Raw genomic sequence first — 15,502 nt, forward strand, 5'->3', positions numbered from 1 at the left:
CCGAGCAAGCGGGAGTAGCATTGGACGGAGCGGCAGTCACATTGAAATCACATTCCACAGGCGCATTACCAACATGAATGGTCAGGCTGGCGGTTTTGTCAGCGCATCCTGCTTTGGAAGCCGTCAACGTATAAGTATAATCGCCTGGTGCAGAGGGTGCGTTGATATTAGCTGACGCGCCGCTCGCATTGGCGCCGTTGCCCGTCCATGCATAAGTGACGCTACCACAATCCGCACCAGTGCAGTTGGCGTTGAATGTCATGGCCTGTTGCGGCGTGTAGGATTGCGAATTGGCTGTTGGGGCGATCGCAAAGTTGCAGGTAACCGGATTATTGCAATTACCGCCAACCACCATCGGGCAGAAGTAATTGTCGAGCCATACGAGTCTTTGGGAAATAAACGAATGAATGTAATTGAGCCCGCCGGAGCGATTTCCACCGCCATACTGGTCCTGCGCCACCAGACTTTCCCGTTCGTAGATCAGATTGGAATTCAGAGTGTTATAGCTGGTCGAGAACCGTCCCTTTAAATTACTTTCGGTTAACAGATTTTGCCGCAGCGCGAACCACCGGGTAGCGAGTTTGTTTTTAAAATCATTCGGATTGAGTTTGAAGAGGCGCTTGTACAGTTCTGTAGTACGTTCTCCCTCGACTCGGTTGCTCCGTTTACCGTCCGGAAAATAGGACCAGGTAGCATCAAGGTCCCATGGAATAATGAAGTAAGGTTCGCCCTGGTCATACCTTGCGAGAAAGTAGTTTTTCTCCATATTATCTTCCACCAGCAACAAATTGGTGAAAATGAAATAGTCGATCAGGTTGTCGATTTTGAGGAGATTTCCGATGTTATTTTTAAAATCATTATCTGAGGATTCAATGACTGCTTTCAGGAAGTTATAATGATTTTGCCAGTCGCTGTAATCGGGATATTCCAGTTCCCAATGTTGCCAATCGGCACTTCCAGGCTCTGCTTTCGCAACGCCTATCCCTGCAAATGCTGCTGACAATGACCAGTCATCGGCTTTGTACAACTCCCCATGCGTCACACCCCCGTCTTCTTTTTTGAGAGCAAGCTGTTTGCGGTCCATGTCTTCCGCAAATCCATAAACGCCGAGATAAGATTTGTTCATGAACACCTCCACATATTTCAAGCGAATAGACGATATAGCCTTCGGTTCTGAAGCAGCGTAATACACCTTATGAATGTCGATCCACAAATTGTGGGAGATCATGTTATTGGCCCGTATTTCTTCATTCCAAAGTGCGAGGAAAAGCCACCTTTTATCATTTCTAAGACCGAGCAGCGATTCATCTTTATTTTTTCCGGCACCATCTTTTAACTGCACCCGGTAAGATTTTTTTGGAAAAAAGGACGAGCTATTTCCTCGGGTCCTGATCGCCATATTTGAATTGTATGGCGTTCCTTTTCCGTCAGATAGCGATATAGCTCCGGGAATTTCGTCGGTCCCGTTGATCTGTGAGGGATCGGCTATTTGCAAATTAATGACGGGAAGTTCAGTGAAATAAAGACTGTAACTTTTGCCACTATTCGTGATCGTATACTTGACGCCGACACTCAATGTCGTGATCCCGTTTGCGAATGTGAAGGTCTGATCACCGAGCTTGACCTGGATAGGAAATACCGTAATCTGTGCCGGTGTAGGCAGTTGGTCACTTACGATTAGTTTTCTCGGTTCGTCAATGTAAAAACGATAATTGTCGAGTGAGATTTGGGCTTTTACGCAGAAGCTGCTTAAAACCAAGGCCAAAACGACCAGGCAGGAGGTAAAGGTTTTCATAAGGGTACACGATAGGTGGGTAAAGCATGATAAATCCAAGATTCTGTATGGGAATCGCAAGACAAACTTAAATTTATTATATTATCCTATATACCGTTAAATAAAAAAGAAAATGTTACTGGCCTAAGTTGCTTGATAGTCAGTCTGTTATAGAATTTTTTTAGATATTCGTAGCAGTAGTACGACACGCAGGAATGTATAACCTATTCCTGCTTCTCTGAGAGGTATTTCCAGTACCTTTTGGGTACGTGACGGATATGAAGTTTCATGTTTTTACGTGCCGGGATGTTAGTACTTTTGAAATAATCCTTCCATAAAAGCGTATATAATTCTTCTTGCGGATCCAGTACCTGCTCGGGTAGCGCATTGAGGGCAGGCGACATTTCGGTCGTAAAATCAAAGGTGATTTCTTCTACTTTTTCAAGATCATAGTACAAGCCATACTTCCTTTTCAGATCGTAAATGATCCATTTCTGATCTGCGTAACGGTTTTTAAAATGCCTGATGAGCAGGGGTAGCACATTGAAATCAGGTTCTATATGCGCATAAAAAATGCCGTCACCTGTTTTCTGAAACCGGATAAAAGCCTCCATGCGGTGTTTTTCACGATGCACTTTATGGCTCATCTGCGAAATCGATAGTACATATTTATTGCCATAATTATCCTCGGCGCCAGGGATATTATCTATGATGTATTTTGAAAATTCGAACAGGTCCTGAAATGTATCAGGTTGGCCGGAAAGAAAGGATTTGTAGAAATGCATCATCCATTCCTTATCCAGTTTTTTGCCTAACCCCGACCACACACGTTTCGCCTTCTCATCCTCGCTGATCACTTCGAATGCCGGATGAAATACATCAGGATGATAATGTTCACTGCTGACCAGGCGCACAGCCGATGATTTTCTTTGATAATAATAAAAGACAGCGGTGAGCAGCCCTTCCAATGTTCCGTCAAAAACATAGATATCCATTTAAAACAAGGAAAGCTGATTTTGCGCCACTTTTTGATATTTGCTGCTACTCTCGGCCAGGATAACACCTTTGATATGACCGGCCTCGTAGTCTTTGAGCTGCATAGGGCTATCGGCGTAGCGTATAAAGTGCCGCGCTTTATTCATTGAGATGCCAATTTTTTTCAACTGATCACGATGAAGCCGGCCAAATTTTCTCGCCTGCACAATTTTCAATGCTGAGGCGACACCAATTCCGGGGACACGCAAAATCATCCGATAGTCAGCCGTGTTGACATCGATAGGAAACTGATCCAGATTTCTAAGCGCCCAGCTTAGCTTCGGATCAATGTCCACATCGAGGTTCGGGTGGGCATCATTCAAGATCTCGGTAACATTAAATCCATAAAAACGCATCAGCCAATCGGTTTGATACAACCTGTTTTCGCGGATCAATGGCGGTTGTGAGCCAATGACAGGCAGCCGGTTATCATTACTGATCGGAATATAGCCTGAGTAGTACACTCTTTTGAGGGAAAAGTTAGTGTAAAAAGCATGGGCAGTATGCATGATTTCCTTGTCGGATTCCGGTGTGGCTCCGATGACCATTTGCGTACTTTGCCCGGCTGGAACGAATTTCGGGACGCTTTTGATCAATGCCTTTTCGTCTGAAAACTGCTCAATTTTCTTGCGAATATAATCGAGCGGTTTTTTTACATCATCGTGCGATTTTTCAGGAGCGAGCAATTTAAGTCCTGTCTCGGTAGGCATTTCAAGGTTAATGCTCATTCGGTCGGCATAGAGGCCTGCCTCTTTCATCAGCTCTTCGCTTGCTCCGGGGATCGTTTTCAAATGAATGTATCCATTGAACTTCTCCTCATTACGCAGCTTTTTCACAATCCTCACCAGCCGCTCCATGGTGTAGTCGGCGTTTTTGAAAATCCCTGAACTCAGAAAAAGTCCTTCAATGTAATTTCTACGATAAAAATTCATGGTTAGCTCAACCACCTCATCCACTGTGAAAGCCGCCCGCTTAATGTCATTGCTTCGCCTGGAAACACAAAATGCGCAATCATAAATGCAATGATTGGTCAGCAAAATTTTTAGTAATGACACACAACGGCCATCCTCGGTGTAGGTATGACATATTCCTGTACCCTCGGCATCGCCCAATCCTTTGTTCTCGTTTTTGCGATTACTTCCACTCGATGAACAGGATACATCATATTTCGCAGCATCCGCCAAAATCCCCAACTTCTCACGTATCCTGTCAAACATATTAAATTCAGTGACTATGTTAATTTGAGTAAAATAATGAAGCCGGTTAATCAGTTATTAAAACAAAATCTGCTTCAATTTAGTGCTTTTAAATATCAAAAGTTTGATACTGTTGAAATCTTTTAATCAAAAATCGTTCCTGAATGTTTGGAAAGCACAAATGCTTTTCACAATGACATTGATCGTCCTATGCGGGGAGATCCTGTGCGCCCAGCCTGAGGAACCGAAAGTGACGCGTTACAACGGAAAGGTCAGCCAGCAGATTGTGATGACCAGGGATTCTCCCATCATCGACCATTCGACAGGCAAACGGATTAGCTATGCGGCTTATGATGAGATATTAACGAAGAATCCAGGCAAGTATAAAACCCAACCTATATTTGACAAATACGGAAAACCTTCATCTTTTGAACTGATCAAAAAAAGCCAGCTTTTGATCCAGAGCGACGGTTCTGTGATGCAAAATTCTGATCTGATGCCGGAAGTAGGGGAGGCTATCGCGCCTTTTGTTATGACCGGTTTGGACGGGAAAGAGTATAATTCCGAGAACTTGAAGGGAAAATATATTTTGCTGGGCTTTTGGGTCAAATTTGAGAAACCGCTTTATACTTTCGCCAGTACCAAAGTCATTTCCAGTTTCATCGACGAAAACCGGCAAAAAGGTGTAGAAATTATTTCCTTGGGAACTACATTAAATACCCAGGAGGAATGTTTGGATGCAATTCCCAAGCGTAACTGCGGATTTGTTCCCGTGCCGGACTCGTACGGTTTCAACCACCGCTACAAGATCAGTGAAACACCTTACTTCATTCTGATCGACAAGAAAGGAATTATAAGGGCTATGGCTCCTCACACTGAATTTACAACGATCAGTGATCTTAATTTGAAGTAACTAACCCAGTTGCCCGCTGATTCGGTTAAACAGCAGTTCAGGTTTCCAGTTTCTCTCGTCACCGAGCAGCATACGACGTGAATGTTTGAATAACTCAAAATGGTTTTGTTCCAGAAAATCGAGCGCAGCCCGGTTAGTAACAGGCAAAACAGCCATTGTGTATTCTTGCATTCGAAGTTTCATCAATTCCAGCCCGACCTCATTATTGGCCGCGATGATGGGCCCGTCGCCCCAGCCCGGAATGTAAAAACCCAGTACTTGGTTTCCTTCGACGTAAACTTTTGTTTGAGATAGGAAATCATGCACCATATTACGATCTTCTCCTGAAACGCTTCGGTCCAGGGCCATTAACTGCTCCTTGTATTTTTCTTCATAGGGAATAATTCGATCCGATATTTTGTGAGGTATGGGCTCAGTTTCGCGGCGCAAATGAGCGTACTGCGTTTCGACTTCAAAACCAAGTTTTTTATAAACCGGATAGCCGTATTCAGTGGCGTCCAGGTAAATAGTCTGGTACTTGTTTCTATCAATATCATCGATGAGCGCGCGCGTCACCGTGTTGCCCAGTCCTTTGTTTCGGTGACCGGGGTGTACCACAATGCACGCCAGCCATGCCGTATCGGAATGAAAAACGGAAGTTCCGATGGCTACTAGCTCCCCATTTTCTTCAATTTTGACAGGCGAACAAAGGTCGGACTTTATGAAATATTGAAATCTTGGGACTAGGTCGCCCCAGTCGGCAGGTTGGAGTGCCGGCAGCTGTTCAAGATCTGCCGGCAGAAATTCGGTGCTTTTCATTTACAAACGATCCAAGTGAATTTGTTGGGTTGTTTTATGAACGCAATATTCTCAAAATTCTCCTTCCAAAGTCTTAAAATGTGCGATTTTTCTTTGCCAGTTAATCATTGAGTAATAAAAGAGCAGTACGAAGCCGACTATCAGTCCGGCCAGTATGATGTATTTGCGCTGGGTAAATACGATTTCAGAAGTCAGAAACAAGAGCAACGATGCACCATAAATGACCGATGACAACATCGAAAATGCGGAGATTTTTTTCAAAGTGGCTACCTGCCGTGCCAGAGCTAGTTTAATGTTGGCCGCATGGATTGGATTTTTAATAAGGAAGAAACCGAGCAGGTTATTGGTTACGTACATGACAGCGCTCGCTACCAGGAGTGCATTGACGTAAAATGGTTTCTCGGCGCCATCAAAGCCATCATAATAAACAAAGAGCAGTATCGTCAGCAATATCGCTTCAATGATCAGTTTCAAACGGATCTTTTTCAGCGAAGGATGGTTCTGAATTTTAATCATCATTTCAAGTTCTTTTTCGTTATGGGTTTGGCCGCCAGCGTTTTGCCAGCCGGATTTCAAGTCATCGATGTTCATATTATTTTTGGTTTAAAATGGATTTGAGTTTTTCTTTAATTCGGTTCAGCCGTACCCCGACGTAGTTTTCACTGATACCGGTCACCTCCGCAATTTCCTGATAGGAATAATCTTCCAGGTAGAGGGAAATCAGGGCTTTTTCTGAATCATTAAGCTGCCGCAGAGCTCTGTACATCAATTCCTCCTGCTCGGAAGCTTCGGTAATAAAATCAGCATGCTCAGGCAAATCGTTAGAAAGGCGAATGTCAGCCTTCGGTTTTCGGTAAACGGCGATCGCAGTATTGAGGGCGATGCGGTACATCCAGGTGCTCACTTTCGATTCCTGTCTGAAACCAGGGAAAGCGCGCCAAAGCTGGAAAACTATTTCCTGGAACAGATCCTGCTGATCTTCCTTCGTATTCCGGTACATCCGGCTGATTTTGTGAATGATATTCTGGTGTTCCTTAATCGTTTGCAGGAAAATCTTCTCCATAAAATTCTGATCATTTCACAATAGGTAGCTGGTTTGACTGAAAACTTACAGCCAATGTGAAATATTTATGGATCTTTTGAAAAATTCGGACGGGGAAAATATTATATAGCCGATAATGCTATGGATTTCACGAACATGCGCGATCTCGCCTTTGCGTATCGGACGGACCTGGTGGCGAAGCAGCGTTTCGACAGCAACCGTCTCTCCGTCAAGGGTGATGAATTCCACTTCAAAACCTTTTCCATTATGATGCGTCATGACAACCGTTCCGACGTCACCTGTTTCCAGTCCAAGTTCCGCAATATTTTCGGCGAGAACTACTTTATCAAACTCGTTTATCGTCATTATCAAGATGGAAAAACTGTTTGCCTGCATGAATTCGTAAGTACTGAGACTACTATATCGAAATTTACGAAAAAAGATGGCTTTGGATCTACCCTCCGGATGATCTAAATTTAGTAAATAGCCTTCAATCTTGTTAATAGCGACCATAGCTTTGGAGCAATTTGGTAATTTTGACATAGTGAACAGAATTGTTCGATCGCCATCTATCAGATAGATCGTTCAATCAGCTTTGGTAGTACATTTTCATTTAGACTATATTTTTAGAAAAAGGTCACTTTATTTTATTTGATAAACCAAATACACGACATGAATATCATTACAACTGATCAGCTAAAAGCTTTAATAGTAGACGAAAGTCCGGTTTTGATTGATGCGAGGGGTGGGGTGGATGCATTGAAACATTACAATTCTGGGCACTTGGAAAACGCAGTATTTGCGGATCTTGAAACAGATTTGTCGGAAAAATCGGTAAATGCTGCCCACGGAGGCAGGCATCCTCTTCCTAAACCTGAGAATTTCGGACGATTTTTGGGCAAGCTGGGAATAACGCAGTCTTCTACCGTGATTGTTTACGACGATAAAAAGGGGGCGAATGCGGCCGCGAGATTTTGGTGGATGCTGAAAGCGGCCGGCCACGAAAAAGTATACGTGGTGAGTGGCGGACTGGACGCGATAGCAAAAGCAGGGTTACCGGTATCGAAAACGGTTTCCAGTCATTCTGAGAAGGAGCCATACCCGGTAACTGAATGGACGTTGCCCGTTATCGATGCGGATTTTGTCGCCAATGTTTCACGGAATCCCGAGTTTATGATCATTGATGTGCGTGAAAATTATCGGTATGTTGGTGAAAGCGAGCCTATTGATCTGGTAGCAGGCCATATTCCCGGGGCCGTCAATATTCCCTACACCTCCAACTTAGATGAGCATGGAGATTTCAAATCTGTCGAAGAATTGGCAGCCAAGTATCGTGAAGCCATTGCCGACCGTGATCCGGGAAATGTGATCGTGCATTGCGGCTCGGGTGTGACCGCGTGCCACACACTACTCGCATTGTCCGAGGCTGGATTGGAGGGCGCAGGCTTATATGTAGGCTCGTGGAGCGAATGGTCCAGGAATGACAGACCGGTTGCTACCGGTATCAAATGATTTTTTAAGCCAATGTATTTTCAATTAATAACGTGAAAATACATTGGTTTTGAAAATAAGGTGCCGTTCAGTAATTGAGAGAAACCACTTATGTTAAAAGAACATATTTTCGTGAGGTATTGTATTTGGTGACAATACGATGGTCTCGATTAACCTATTATTATGGTCAGGAAAAGCACTATTTATTGGATTGCCACTGCGTTGGTTTTGAGTTCTTTCACCTTTGTTTGGCTTCAAAACTGGAACATAACACCAGGTTACTCGATCAAATTCGATGGAAAATATGCACACGGTAGTTTTGATAAACTCAGCGGCTCCATCATTTTTGATCCCCTGAACCCGGATAACGCCAAATTTGACGTAGTTATTGATGTCGCTTCGATCAATACCGGCATTGATTTGAAGAATAAACACGCCAAAAGCGATAAGTGGTTTGACGCGGAAAAGTATCCGGTCATTCACTTTGTTTCCTCATCTGTCGTCCAGTCCGACACTGGCTTTGCGGTTCGAGGGGAGTTGGAGTTACACGGTATCAAAAAGGTCATTGAAATTCCCTTTACTTTTCGTTCTGATGCAGGCCGTTCGGCATTTTATGGAAAATTCAAGGTGAACAGAGGTGATTTTGCAATCGGCAAAACCAATGGGAAGGACTCCGATTCAACTGCCGTGGAAGTATATGTGCCAGTCAATGCGGAACTGTAATAGCGAGAAAAGACTAACTTTTATCGAGATCATCGAGTTGTTTCAATAATTCATTCAATTCTTTTTCTGCGCTTTTTAGAGATTTTAAATCAGCAGTTTCAATCACACTTCCTGCGGGATCGTTGAAATTTTTGGCCTCTTCCATTACCTCAGGATTTTCCCTGTTTTCCTCCGAAAATTCCGAAGTCAGATCTATGTTCGTTTTTTCGAATTCAATTTGCTGTCTTTTAGAAAGAATTCTCTCTTCCAGATTTTGTCGTTCCTGCAAAGTCATGATGCTTTAAGATTGGTTTGCGAGAAAAGGCAAAAGAATTAAGCCAACGCCGTTTGCTCATTATTTGTACCGAATGGTAATCGCATTTGTAAAATAGGTAACGTATGGTCGATAGCGTTATAAGCTGCAAAGCAAGCAACCTACACCACCACACCCGTCAAACCAGCACCGCCATATCAGGATCGAGGCGATTATCCTGGGCAGGTATTGAATAACCTAATCCAATTCGTTTGCCACTGTTTTCGGCCTGTTCGAGTAGTTGGAATACCTTTTCCTCTCCTTCCAATCGCAGCGCCTGATACAAGATATTTCCGTAGTGAAATTCCCTGGAACCCAGCCCGTTTCGTAATGCAGCCAGTTGGTATCGATCAAATAATTCCTTTCCTGTCATGGGGATGCAATGTTTTTTGGATTAAATCTGGTCTCTTTTTTCTCAAAGATGCTCAAATTCAATCTGGGGTTGCATCTGCTACTGTAAATGTGCCGGAAGTGGAATATTTTTACTGCGCTCGTCGGCCAATGGTGCCAGTCTGTTTGTCTGGATAGGAATCAACCCCGACCATATCGGAAGTTCAAGATCTTCTTCTTCGTCATTGGGCATTCCAGTCCTGGTCTTGGCCGATGCTTCTTCAAATGAAAAGGCGAGTGCGGTTGTTTTTTTGACCTCATTATCCTTCATTGGGCGAAGGTAGTCCCAGCTATTAGGCACTATTTTATTCGTAAGCCACTCAAATGCAGCACGTTTGGTATCTATATCTTCTATTTTTTCTGCTTTTGAGAAGATGGTTACCGATCGGTAATTCACGGAATGACTGAATGCTGATTTCGCTACCACCAATGCGTCGGTGAGCATAATGGAAATGCAGACGGGGATGCCTTTTTCAATTTCCCTGATAAAATGGCTGCCTACCGATCCATGGATATAGATCTTGTCCTCGTATCTGACAAAGGCAGTAGGGATAGCGAATGGCTGGTTATCAACTGAGTAACTAATGATGCAGAACAATGCTTCGTCCAGAATTGAACAAATCGTTTCAGTGTCGTACTGCGTCCGCTTAGCGAGCCGGCTTGGAATGAGATAGGGTGGTGGCGTGTTCATGTATTTTTGTTTTTTCTCAAAATTATGCCTTAATTGGACGGCGATATTGATCCAATATTTAATTTTATGGTAGTCCAATTATGATGCAAGTCCTTCCTACATTGCTGTCGGTCGAAAAATCCAGCCGGTTGCCCGTCTATTTGCAGGTAGCTAATCAGCTCATGACGCTGATCCGGAACGGTACATTACAGTCGGGTTACAGGTTGCTAAGTACGCGGCAGCTTGCATTGATGCTCAAAGTGCACAGGCGCACCGTGGTGCAGGCTTATGATGAGCTGCTGGCACAGGGTTGGTTGGAAAGCCATACGGGTAATGGAACTTTTGTTGCTAAAAATTTACCTGAAATCGAGCCTGTGGGCAAGGTGAATGGGCAAAAGTCACCATCCAATTTGAAAAAAGCAGGTTTCCACTTTGATGAGCCGGATTATCTGAACCGCTCGGTATTGAAAGCGGGCACAAGGCTGCATCTGGATGATGGCTTTCCGGATTCGCGACTAGCCCCGCTGGAGGACCTCTCGCGGGCATACAGAAGTCAACTTCTTCATGGAAATCCGTATGTCCGTCTGGGCTATGGTGATACCAAAGGATCTTTTTGGCTGCGGGACGAGTTGTCTGCCTACCTGAACGAAACACGAGGCTTAAAAACGACCGCCGAAAATATATTGATCGTAAGGGGGGTCATTATGGGCATTCACCTCACCACTGCGGGGTTGCTCAAAGCCGGTGATTATGTAGCTGTGGACTCACCGGGTTGGTTCGGAGCAAATATGAATTTTGTGCGAGTAGGTGCCAAAATATTGGAAGTGCCTGTGGATGAGTATGGAATGGACGTGGATGCATTGGAAAAAATCTGCATGAAACAGCCGATACGGTTGGTATATGTGACCTCTCACCATCACTATCCCACCACTGTTGCATTGCGGGCAGACCGGCGGATCAATCTGATGAAGCTGGCCGAGAAGTATGGTTTCATCGTTTTTGAGGACGATTATGACTACGATTTCCATTATTTGAGTAAACCATTGCTCCCACTCGCAGGTGCGGATCCTACTGGTATGGTGCTTTATTGCGGGTCATTTACCAAAACCATTTCACCTGCATTTCGGGTAGGATATTTGGTAGGGGCTGAGGATGTCATTTCCTACCTGGCGCGTTTCCGGCGAATTATTGACCGGCAGGGTGATCAGATGCTTGAAAATGCCATTGCTGAATTGTTCAAAACGGGGGTTTTACAGCGACATTTGCGCAAATCCGTGCGGGTTTACAAGCAAAGACGCGATACATTTTGTGAATTATTAAAAACACATTTGAATGATTATGTCAATTTTCAGGTTCCTGATGGAGGTATGGCCGTCTGGACGAGATTCGACCCGGCTATTGACCTGAAAGCAGTTGCGGCCAGGGCTTTGCAAAAAGACCTGTATTTTTCCGATGGCTCACTGAGTAAGCTTCCATTGCAATTGCACAATGGTGTGAGGCTGGGATTTGCATCGTCCAATCAAAGCGAACTGGAAGAAAGCGTTGAAATTATCAGAGCGTTGATATAAATGATGCTTTTGTCAAAAGTTTTTAAACAATGGTTCATAGAATAATAGATAGCTATAAAGTCTCATTTAGCGGACTGAGCCGGGAAACCTGGCTGCTAAGTATCGTCATACTCATCAACCGCTGCGGGTATATGGCCGTGCCTTTTATGAGTATGTACATTACTCAAAACCTGCACAGGAGCATTGCAGACGCTGGTTTGATCATTACGCTGTTCGGAGTAGGCTCTGTGCTGGGCGCTATGGCGGGCGGCTATCTGACGGATAAATGGGGCTTCCGACCGGTACAAATGTTCAGTCTGGTCCTGAGCGGCATCTTTTTTGTTCTTTTTGGCCTCGTTAGCGATTTTACGACACTTTGCTTTCTGATCGTCGCGCTGAGTTTCTTCGTAGAAGCCTTTAAACCAGCCAATATCACGGCTATCGCGGCATATTCTAAGCGAGAGAACCTGACCCGTTCCTACGCGCTCAACAGGCTGGCGATGAACATTGGATTTGGTTTTGGAACATCAGTAGGAGGGATACTGGCCGCCATTAACTATCATTTGCTGTTTTGGGTGGATGGAGTGGTTTACGTTTTGGCCGGTTTGCTGATCCTTGTCATGCTGCCAAAGCGAAAAGTCAATCGTGAGGTTATTGAGACCACGCAAGCGCAGTCCGGTACGCAATCGCCATGGCGCGATGCTTTTTTTGTCCGATTTTTGATCATGGTTTCCTTGTATATGATCTGTTTCTCCCTGCTATTCAGGTTCGTACCAGTGTATTGGAAAGAGCAAATGCACATTGGAGAATCCACTATAGGTATTTTGCTGGGAATGAATGGGCTGGTGATCGCCCTTTTTGAAATGTTGCTGATACAGAACCTGCGCGACCGAAGGCCAGATTTTTACTATATCATCGCCGGAACGGTATTCAGTGGTTTTGCCTTTGTCATGTTGCTGATACCGGCGGTTGCGCCTATCGTGCTGGCCACAGCTACGGTACTGCTGTTCACCACGGGCGAACTGCTCGCATTGCCTTACATCAGCACGTTTGTAATGAGCCGTTCGTCGGAGGAAAACAGGGGTAAGTATTCCGCCGCATATTCCGTGTCACAATCCGCCGCCCAGATCTTTGGACCTGCGGCTGGCGGTCTTATCGCGGCGGAATGGGGCTACAATGCATTATGGTTTGTGCTGGTCATGATCAGTTTTGCCTGCGCAATTGGTTTCAATGCGTTATTTCAACGCAAAATGCATTTGGGCAATAGCTAACGAAGTACTTATTCTTGCGGTTTTGGCTTTCCGAGTTGTTCCAGCAGCTCTTTATTTTTGTCCTCCTCCCGTTCAAGTGCCTTTTTTTGAAGGTCGATCAGGTCATCTTTCCTGACCATCACATAGTTCTCTCTCGGTTCTTGAAACTGAGGTGCTTCCCCCATCAGGTAGGCTACTGTGGTGTTCAGAAATGCCGCTAATTTTTTCAGTTCGGTGAGGCTGGGTTCATTTTTATTATTTTCCCAATTGGATATGGTTGCCCTGCCTTTCTTGTCCATATGCAGCGCTACGCGCTCCTGACTGAACCTCATTAATTCCCTGCACTGTTTTAATCGATCTCCGGTAGTCATTAATTCTAACATAAAGTATAAAGATACTTGACATTGATATTGTAAAAATGTACTTTTGTATATATCAGTTATCGTAATACGCAAATTACAAAATTTACACACACAAACTATATCTATGGAAGAGCTGCAAGCCAGAGTGTCCGAATATGGAGGTTTGTCCATTAAGGAGCGCCTATTGAAGAGGTTTATTAAATCACGAAACATTGTAGGGAAAAATTGGCGCGGCGTACTGGCTGCCCAGGACCCATTCTTCAACACCAAGCTTGGAGGGGATTATCTGACTTCCGTCGCACAGGCGGTTTCAGATAGCAGCCGGGGTAATGTGGACCGCATCGAGCGCGTCACCATTGCATTGGAAAAAGCCGCAGGTATTCCTTTCAGACCCATCGTGTGATTATGGGCTACTTAACTACACTTGCACTGTTCCTGACGGGTGACGGAGCCGTGCGCATTGTCGAAACTTTTGGTAACTTTTTGTTATTGCTCCTGGTACTATTTATGATCTACGGTCTGATCAGATTCATGTACCAGGAGTAACAAAAGGCTTACTTTAATTCTGTCGTGATGAATTCAAGGATGTTGGAGCCGGTATTCTGAAGGTCATGAATGGAGCTGCCATTTTCAATAATATTTTGAAAAGAGGTTTGTCCCTTCTTGAACGTAAAGCTTACCTGGCTACCATCTTCCTGGTTAGAAATGCCTTGGCCATCTTGTAGAACAGTCCAGAAATAGTCATAATTATGGCGGTGGTAGTGAATTCGCTCGCCTGGCTGTAAACTGATGTGCCAGACTTTTACCTTATCATTTTCAAAAAGCAAGGTGTCACCGACATTCTGGTTTTCGTTGTTTTCGACCAACTCTTCGTGGAGCTGTTCTGAGGATAATGATTCAGTTCTGGACATTGTATTGATGTTTTATTGGACTCGTTGAACTTTGGCTTTTGCAATTTTGAAATTAATAAAGAAAAAGCAAACCAATAGTTACTGTTGGGATAGTGTTTTGTGTGTATGAGCCCCGATTTCTCTGATTTGTCAATCAGTTAAATATTCCCGTGTCATACCCGTCAAAACTTTTAGTGTTTTTTTGCTGCCAATAATCTGCTATTCCGTCTTCCCCTTTTTTCTTCGCCCAGGCAGTCAGTTCTTCCCGTTCCCGGTTGTAATCCATGAACGGAACGGCCATGCCGCAGGATGTTTGAACAATATTTATTTGTATGTCAATGAGTTGCCTGGCCCCTTCCAGTTTAGGGAAAAGCGAAATGTATTCATCCCACTCAGTATCCCGCTGATGGTACGTTTTTCCGGTGCCATAAAGTCTTAATATCAGCGGTTTACCTTCAAATGCACAAAACATGACGGTAATCCTGTCGCTTTCAAGCAAATGTGTCGCTGTTTCGTTTCCGCTACCGGTAACATTGAGCCACATCACCCGATTAGGACTCAATATGCGGAAGGAATCCATTCCTTTGGGAGACAAGTTAACACTGCCTTCCCGCATGGCTGTGGCCACAAAAAATATTTTCTGAGTCTCTATGAAGGCCTGTAACTCGGGTGTAATTAATTCCAGTTTTTTACCCATTCGGTCGATCGTTGTTCAGTATCTAGTTAAAATTACACACTCACGCATTGAGATTCTTGCCCTGGATTCTGTAAGCATTCAAAATCGCAAGTAATGCCACACCAACGTCTGCGAAGACAGCTTCCCAAAGTGTCGCAATGCCACCGGCTCCTAGTATCATCACCAACACTTTGACGCTCATCGCCAACGAAATGTTCTGATAAACAACCGATTTTGTGATTTTTCCGACTTTAATGGCGGACACAATTTTGAATGGCTGGTCGTTTTGAATGACAATGTCGGCCGTCTCGATCGTCGCATCGGAACCCAATGCGCCCATCGCAATACCCACATCCGCGAGCGCAATCACCGGCGCATCATTCACGCCGTCGCCTGCGAAAGCAATGTGTTTTCCCTCCGCTTTCAGTTTTTCAACAATTTTTACCTTATCCT

21 protein-coding genes are annotated in these 15,502 nt (G+C 44.4%); 7 read left to right on the plus strand and 14 right to left on the minus strand.

Going from position 1 to position 15,502, the window contains the following annotated elements; translation table 11 throughout:
- From ABIO93_RS11810 to ABIO93_RS11820, 3 genes are all read right to left on the minus strand, one after another.
- Positions 1-1,795 (minus strand): CotH kinase family protein (locus tag ABIO93_RS11810; protein ID WP_348067778.1); only part of this gene is annotated, 1,795 nt, incomplete at its 3' end.
- 203 nt (positions 1,796-1,998) lie between these two features.
- Entirely contained in the window at positions 1,999-2,769 is a 771-nt protein-coding gene (locus ABIO93_RS11815) for a TIGR03915 family putative DNA repair protein (protein WP_348067780.1), read from the minus strand.
- Positions 2,770-4,026, minus strand: a complete 1,257-nt coding sequence (locus ABIO93_RS11820) for a putative DNA modification/repair radical SAM protein (RefSeq protein ID WP_348067782.1) — start codon at positions 4,024-4,026, stop codon at positions 2,770-2,772.
- Positions 4,027-4,138: 112 nt separating this feature from the next.
- Here ABIO93_RS11820 and ABIO93_RS11825 point away from each other — a divergent pair, with 112 nt between their 5' ends.
- Positions 4,139-4,918 carry a TlpA disulfide reductase family protein gene (locus ABIO93_RS11825; RefSeq protein WP_348067784.1) on the plus strand — a complete coding sequence of 260 codons (780 nt, stop codon included), beginning with the start codon at positions 4,139-4,141 and terminating at the stop codon, positions 4,916-4,918.
- Here ABIO93_RS11825 and ABIO93_RS11830 read toward each other — a convergent pair whose 3' ends face one another.
- From ABIO93_RS11830 to ABIO93_RS11845, 4 genes are read right to left on the minus strand one after another with little or no spacing between them, the layout of a single operon-like run.
- On the minus strand, positions 4,919-5,716 hold the full coding sequence (locus ABIO93_RS11830; RefSeq protein ID WP_348067786.1) for a GNAT family N-acetyltransferase: 798 nt from the start codon (positions 5,714-5,716) through the stop codon (positions 4,919-4,921).
- 51 nt (positions 5,717-5,767) lie between these two features.
- Positions 5,768-6,307 carry a hypothetical protein gene (locus tag ABIO93_RS11835; RefSeq protein WP_348067788.1) on the minus strand — a complete coding sequence of 180 codons (540 nt, stop codon included), beginning with the start codon at positions 6,305-6,307 and terminating at the stop codon, positions 5,768-5,770.
- A 1-nt stretch (position 6,308) separates the two neighbouring features.
- Entirely contained in the window at positions 6,309-6,779 is a 471-nt protein-coding gene (locus ABIO93_RS11840) for a sigma-70 family RNA polymerase sigma factor (protein ID WP_348067790.1), read from the minus strand.
- 45 nt (positions 6,780-6,824) lie between these two features.
- Positions 6,825-7,124, minus strand: a complete 300-nt coding sequence (locus tag ABIO93_RS11845) for a DUF4926 domain-containing protein (protein ID WP_348067792.1) — start codon at positions 7,122-7,124, stop codon at positions 6,825-6,827.
- A gap of 306 nt (positions 7,125-7,430) precedes the next feature.
- Between ABIO93_RS11845 and ABIO93_RS11850 the strand changes: the two genes are divergently transcribed.
- Both ABIO93_RS11850 and ABIO93_RS11855 read left to right on the plus strand, forming a co-directional pair.
- The gene (locus ABIO93_RS11850; protein WP_348067794.1) at positions 7,431-8,270 is read left to right on the plus strand and encodes a sulfurtransferase; all 840 of its coding nucleotides are present in this window, start codon (positions 7,431-7,433) and stop codon (positions 8,268-8,270) included.
- A 162-nt stretch (positions 8,271-8,432) separates the two neighbouring features.
- Positions 8,433-8,972, plus strand: coding sequence for a YceI family protein (locus tag ABIO93_RS11855; protein WP_348067796.1), 540 nt, complete (start codon positions 8,433-8,435; stop codon positions 8,970-8,972).
- 13 nt (positions 8,973-8,985) lie between these two features.
- On the opposite strand, the gene ABIO93_RS11860 is transcribed toward ABIO93_RS11855, so the two are convergent.
- From ABIO93_RS11860 to ABIO93_RS11870, 3 genes are all read right to left on the minus strand, one after another.
- Positions 8,986-9,246, minus strand: coding sequence for a hypothetical protein (locus tag ABIO93_RS11860; protein ID WP_348067798.1), 261 nt, complete (start codon positions 9,244-9,246; stop codon positions 8,986-8,988).
- 157 nt (positions 9,247-9,403) lie between these two features.
- On the minus strand, positions 9,404-9,637 hold the full coding sequence (locus tag ABIO93_RS11865; RefSeq protein WP_348067800.1) for a hypothetical protein: 234 nt from the start codon (positions 9,635-9,637) through the stop codon (positions 9,404-9,406).
- Positions 9,638-9,715: 78 nt separating this feature from the next.
- Positions 9,716-10,345: a pyridoxamine 5'-phosphate oxidase family protein gene (locus ABIO93_RS11870; protein ID WP_348067802.1), complete on the minus strand. Its 630-nt coding sequence runs from the start codon at positions 10,343-10,345 to the stop codon at positions 9,716-9,718.
- Between the two features lie 80 nt (positions 10,346-10,425).
- On the opposite strand from ABIO93_RS11870, the gene ABIO93_RS11875 reads away from it, so the two are divergent.
- Positions 10,426-11,892 (plus strand): PLP-dependent aminotransferase family protein, encoded by a 1,467-nt coding sequence (locus ABIO93_RS11875; protein WP_348067804.1) that lies wholly within the window; start codon positions 10,426-10,428, stop codon positions 11,890-11,892.
- Positions 11,893-11,921: 29 nt separating this feature from the next.
- The gene (locus ABIO93_RS11880) at positions 11,922-13,142 is read left to right on the plus strand and encodes an MFS transporter (protein ID WP_348067806.1); all 1,221 of its coding nucleotides are present in this window, start codon (positions 11,922-11,924) and stop codon (positions 13,140-13,142) included.
- An 8-nt stretch (positions 13,143-13,150) separates the two neighbouring features.
- On the opposite strand, the gene ABIO93_RS11885 is transcribed toward ABIO93_RS11880, so the two are convergent.
- Complete coding sequence (locus ABIO93_RS11885; RefSeq protein ID WP_348067808.1) at positions 13,151-13,504, minus strand: helix-turn-helix transcriptional regulator; 354 nt, start codon at positions 13,502-13,504, stop codon at positions 13,151-13,153.
- A gap of 103 nt (positions 13,505-13,607) precedes the next feature.
- Between ABIO93_RS11885 and ABIO93_RS11890 the strand changes: the two genes are divergently transcribed.
- Positions 13,608-13,886, plus strand: coding sequence for a hypothetical protein (locus ABIO93_RS11890; RefSeq protein ID WP_348067810.1), 279 nt, complete (start codon positions 13,608-13,610; stop codon positions 13,884-13,886).
- A gap of 2 nt (positions 13,887-13,888) precedes the next feature.
- Positions 13,889-14,029, plus strand: coding sequence for a hypothetical protein (locus ABIO93_RS11895; RefSeq protein ID WP_348067811.1), 141 nt, complete (start codon positions 13,889-13,891; stop codon positions 14,027-14,029).
- A gap of 8 nt (positions 14,030-14,037) precedes the next feature.
- Here the strand turns inward: ABIO93_RS11895 and ABIO93_RS11900 are convergent, their stop codons facing one another.
- The 3 genes from ABIO93_RS11900 to ABIO93_RS11910 form a co-directional block, all read right to left on the minus strand.
- Entirely contained in the window at positions 14,038-14,394 is a 357-nt protein-coding gene (locus ABIO93_RS11900) for a hypothetical protein (RefSeq protein WP_348067813.1), read from the minus strand.
- Between the two features lie 133 nt (positions 14,395-14,527).
- Positions 14,528-15,070 carry a pyridoxamine 5'-phosphate oxidase family protein gene (locus tag ABIO93_RS11905; RefSeq protein ID WP_348067815.1) on the minus strand — a complete coding sequence of 181 codons (543 nt, stop codon included), beginning with the start codon at positions 15,068-15,070 and terminating at the stop codon, positions 14,528-14,530.
- Between the two features lie 40 nt (positions 15,071-15,110).
- On the minus strand, positions 15,111-15,502 hold a 392-nt coding region (locus ABIO93_RS11910), incomplete at its 5' end, for an HAD-IC family P-type ATPase (RefSeq protein WP_348067817.1).

This window comes from Dyadobacter sp. (genome assembly GCF_039919315.1).
Taxonomy (GTDB): domain Bacteria; phylum Bacteroidota; class Bacteroidia; order Cytophagales; family Spirosomataceae; genus Dyadobacter.

Excerpts from the sequence above, each read along its gene's own strand:
- ABIO93_RS11815 (WP_348067780.1), bottom strand. The coding sequence starts at position 2,769 with ATGGATATCTATGTTTTTGACGGAACATTGGAAGGGCTGCTCACCGCT.
- ABIO93_RS11820 (WP_348067782.1), bottom strand. The coding sequence starts at position 4,026 with ATGTTTGACAGGATACGTGAGAAGTTGGGGATTTTGGCGGATGCTGCG.
- ABIO93_RS11830 (WP_348067786.1), bottom strand. The coding sequence starts at position 5,716 with ATGAAAAGCACCGAATTTCTGCCGGCAGATCTTGAACAGCTGCCGGCA.
- ABIO93_RS11835 (WP_348067788.1), bottom strand. The coding sequence starts at position 6,307 with ATGAACATCGATGACTTGAAATCCGGCTGGCAAAACGCTGGCGGCCAA.
- ABIO93_RS11840 (WP_348067790.1), bottom strand. The coding sequence starts at position 6,779 with ATGGAGAAGATTTTCCTGCAAACGATTAAGGAACACCAGAATATCATT.
- ABIO93_RS11845 (WP_348067792.1), bottom strand. The coding sequence starts at position 7,124 with ATGACGATAAACGAGTTTGATAAAGTAGTTCTCGCCGAAAATATTGCG.
- ABIO93_RS11850 (WP_348067794.1), top strand. The coding sequence starts at position 7,431 with ATGAATATCATTACAACTGATCAGCTAAAAGCTTTAATAGTAGACGAA.
- ABIO93_RS11855 (WP_348067796.1), top strand. The coding sequence starts at position 8,433 with ATGGTCAGGAAAAGCACTATTTATTGGATTGCCACTGCGTTGGTTTTG.
- ABIO93_RS11860 (WP_348067798.1), bottom strand. The coding sequence starts at position 9,246 with ATGACTTTGCAGGAACGACAAAATCTGGAAGAGAGAATTCTTTCTAAA.
- ABIO93_RS11865 (WP_348067800.1), bottom strand. The coding sequence starts at position 9,637 with ATGACAGGAAAGGAATTATTTGATCGATACCAACTGGCTGCATTACGA.
- ABIO93_RS11870 (WP_348067802.1), bottom strand. The coding sequence starts at position 10,345 with ATGAACACGCCACCACCCTATCTCATTCCAAGCCGGCTCGCTAAGCGG.
- ABIO93_RS11875 (WP_348067804.1), top strand. The coding sequence starts at position 10,426 with ATGATGCAAGTCCTTCCTACATTGCTGTCGGTCGAAAAATCCAGCCGG.
- ABIO93_RS11880 (WP_348067806.1), top strand. The coding sequence starts at position 11,922 with ATGGTTCATAGAATAATAGATAGCTATAAAGTCTCATTTAGCGGACTG.
- ABIO93_RS11885 (WP_348067808.1), bottom strand. The coding sequence starts at position 13,504 with ATGTTAGAATTAATGACTACCGGAGATCGATTAAAACAGTGCAGGGAA.
- ABIO93_RS11890 (WP_348067810.1), top strand. The coding sequence starts at position 13,608 with ATGGAAGAGCTGCAAGCCAGAGTGTCCGAATATGGAGGTTTGTCCATT.
- ABIO93_RS11895 (WP_348067811.1), top strand. The coding sequence starts at position 13,889 with ATGGGCTACTTAACTACACTTGCACTGTTCCTGACGGGTGACGGAGCC.
- ABIO93_RS11900 (WP_348067813.1), bottom strand. The coding sequence starts at position 14,394 with ATGTCCAGAACTGAATCATTATCCTCAGAACAGCTCCACGAAGAGTTG.
- ABIO93_RS11905 (WP_348067815.1), bottom strand. The coding sequence starts at position 15,070 with ATGGGTAAAAAACTGGAATTAATTACACCCGAGTTACAGGCCTTCATA.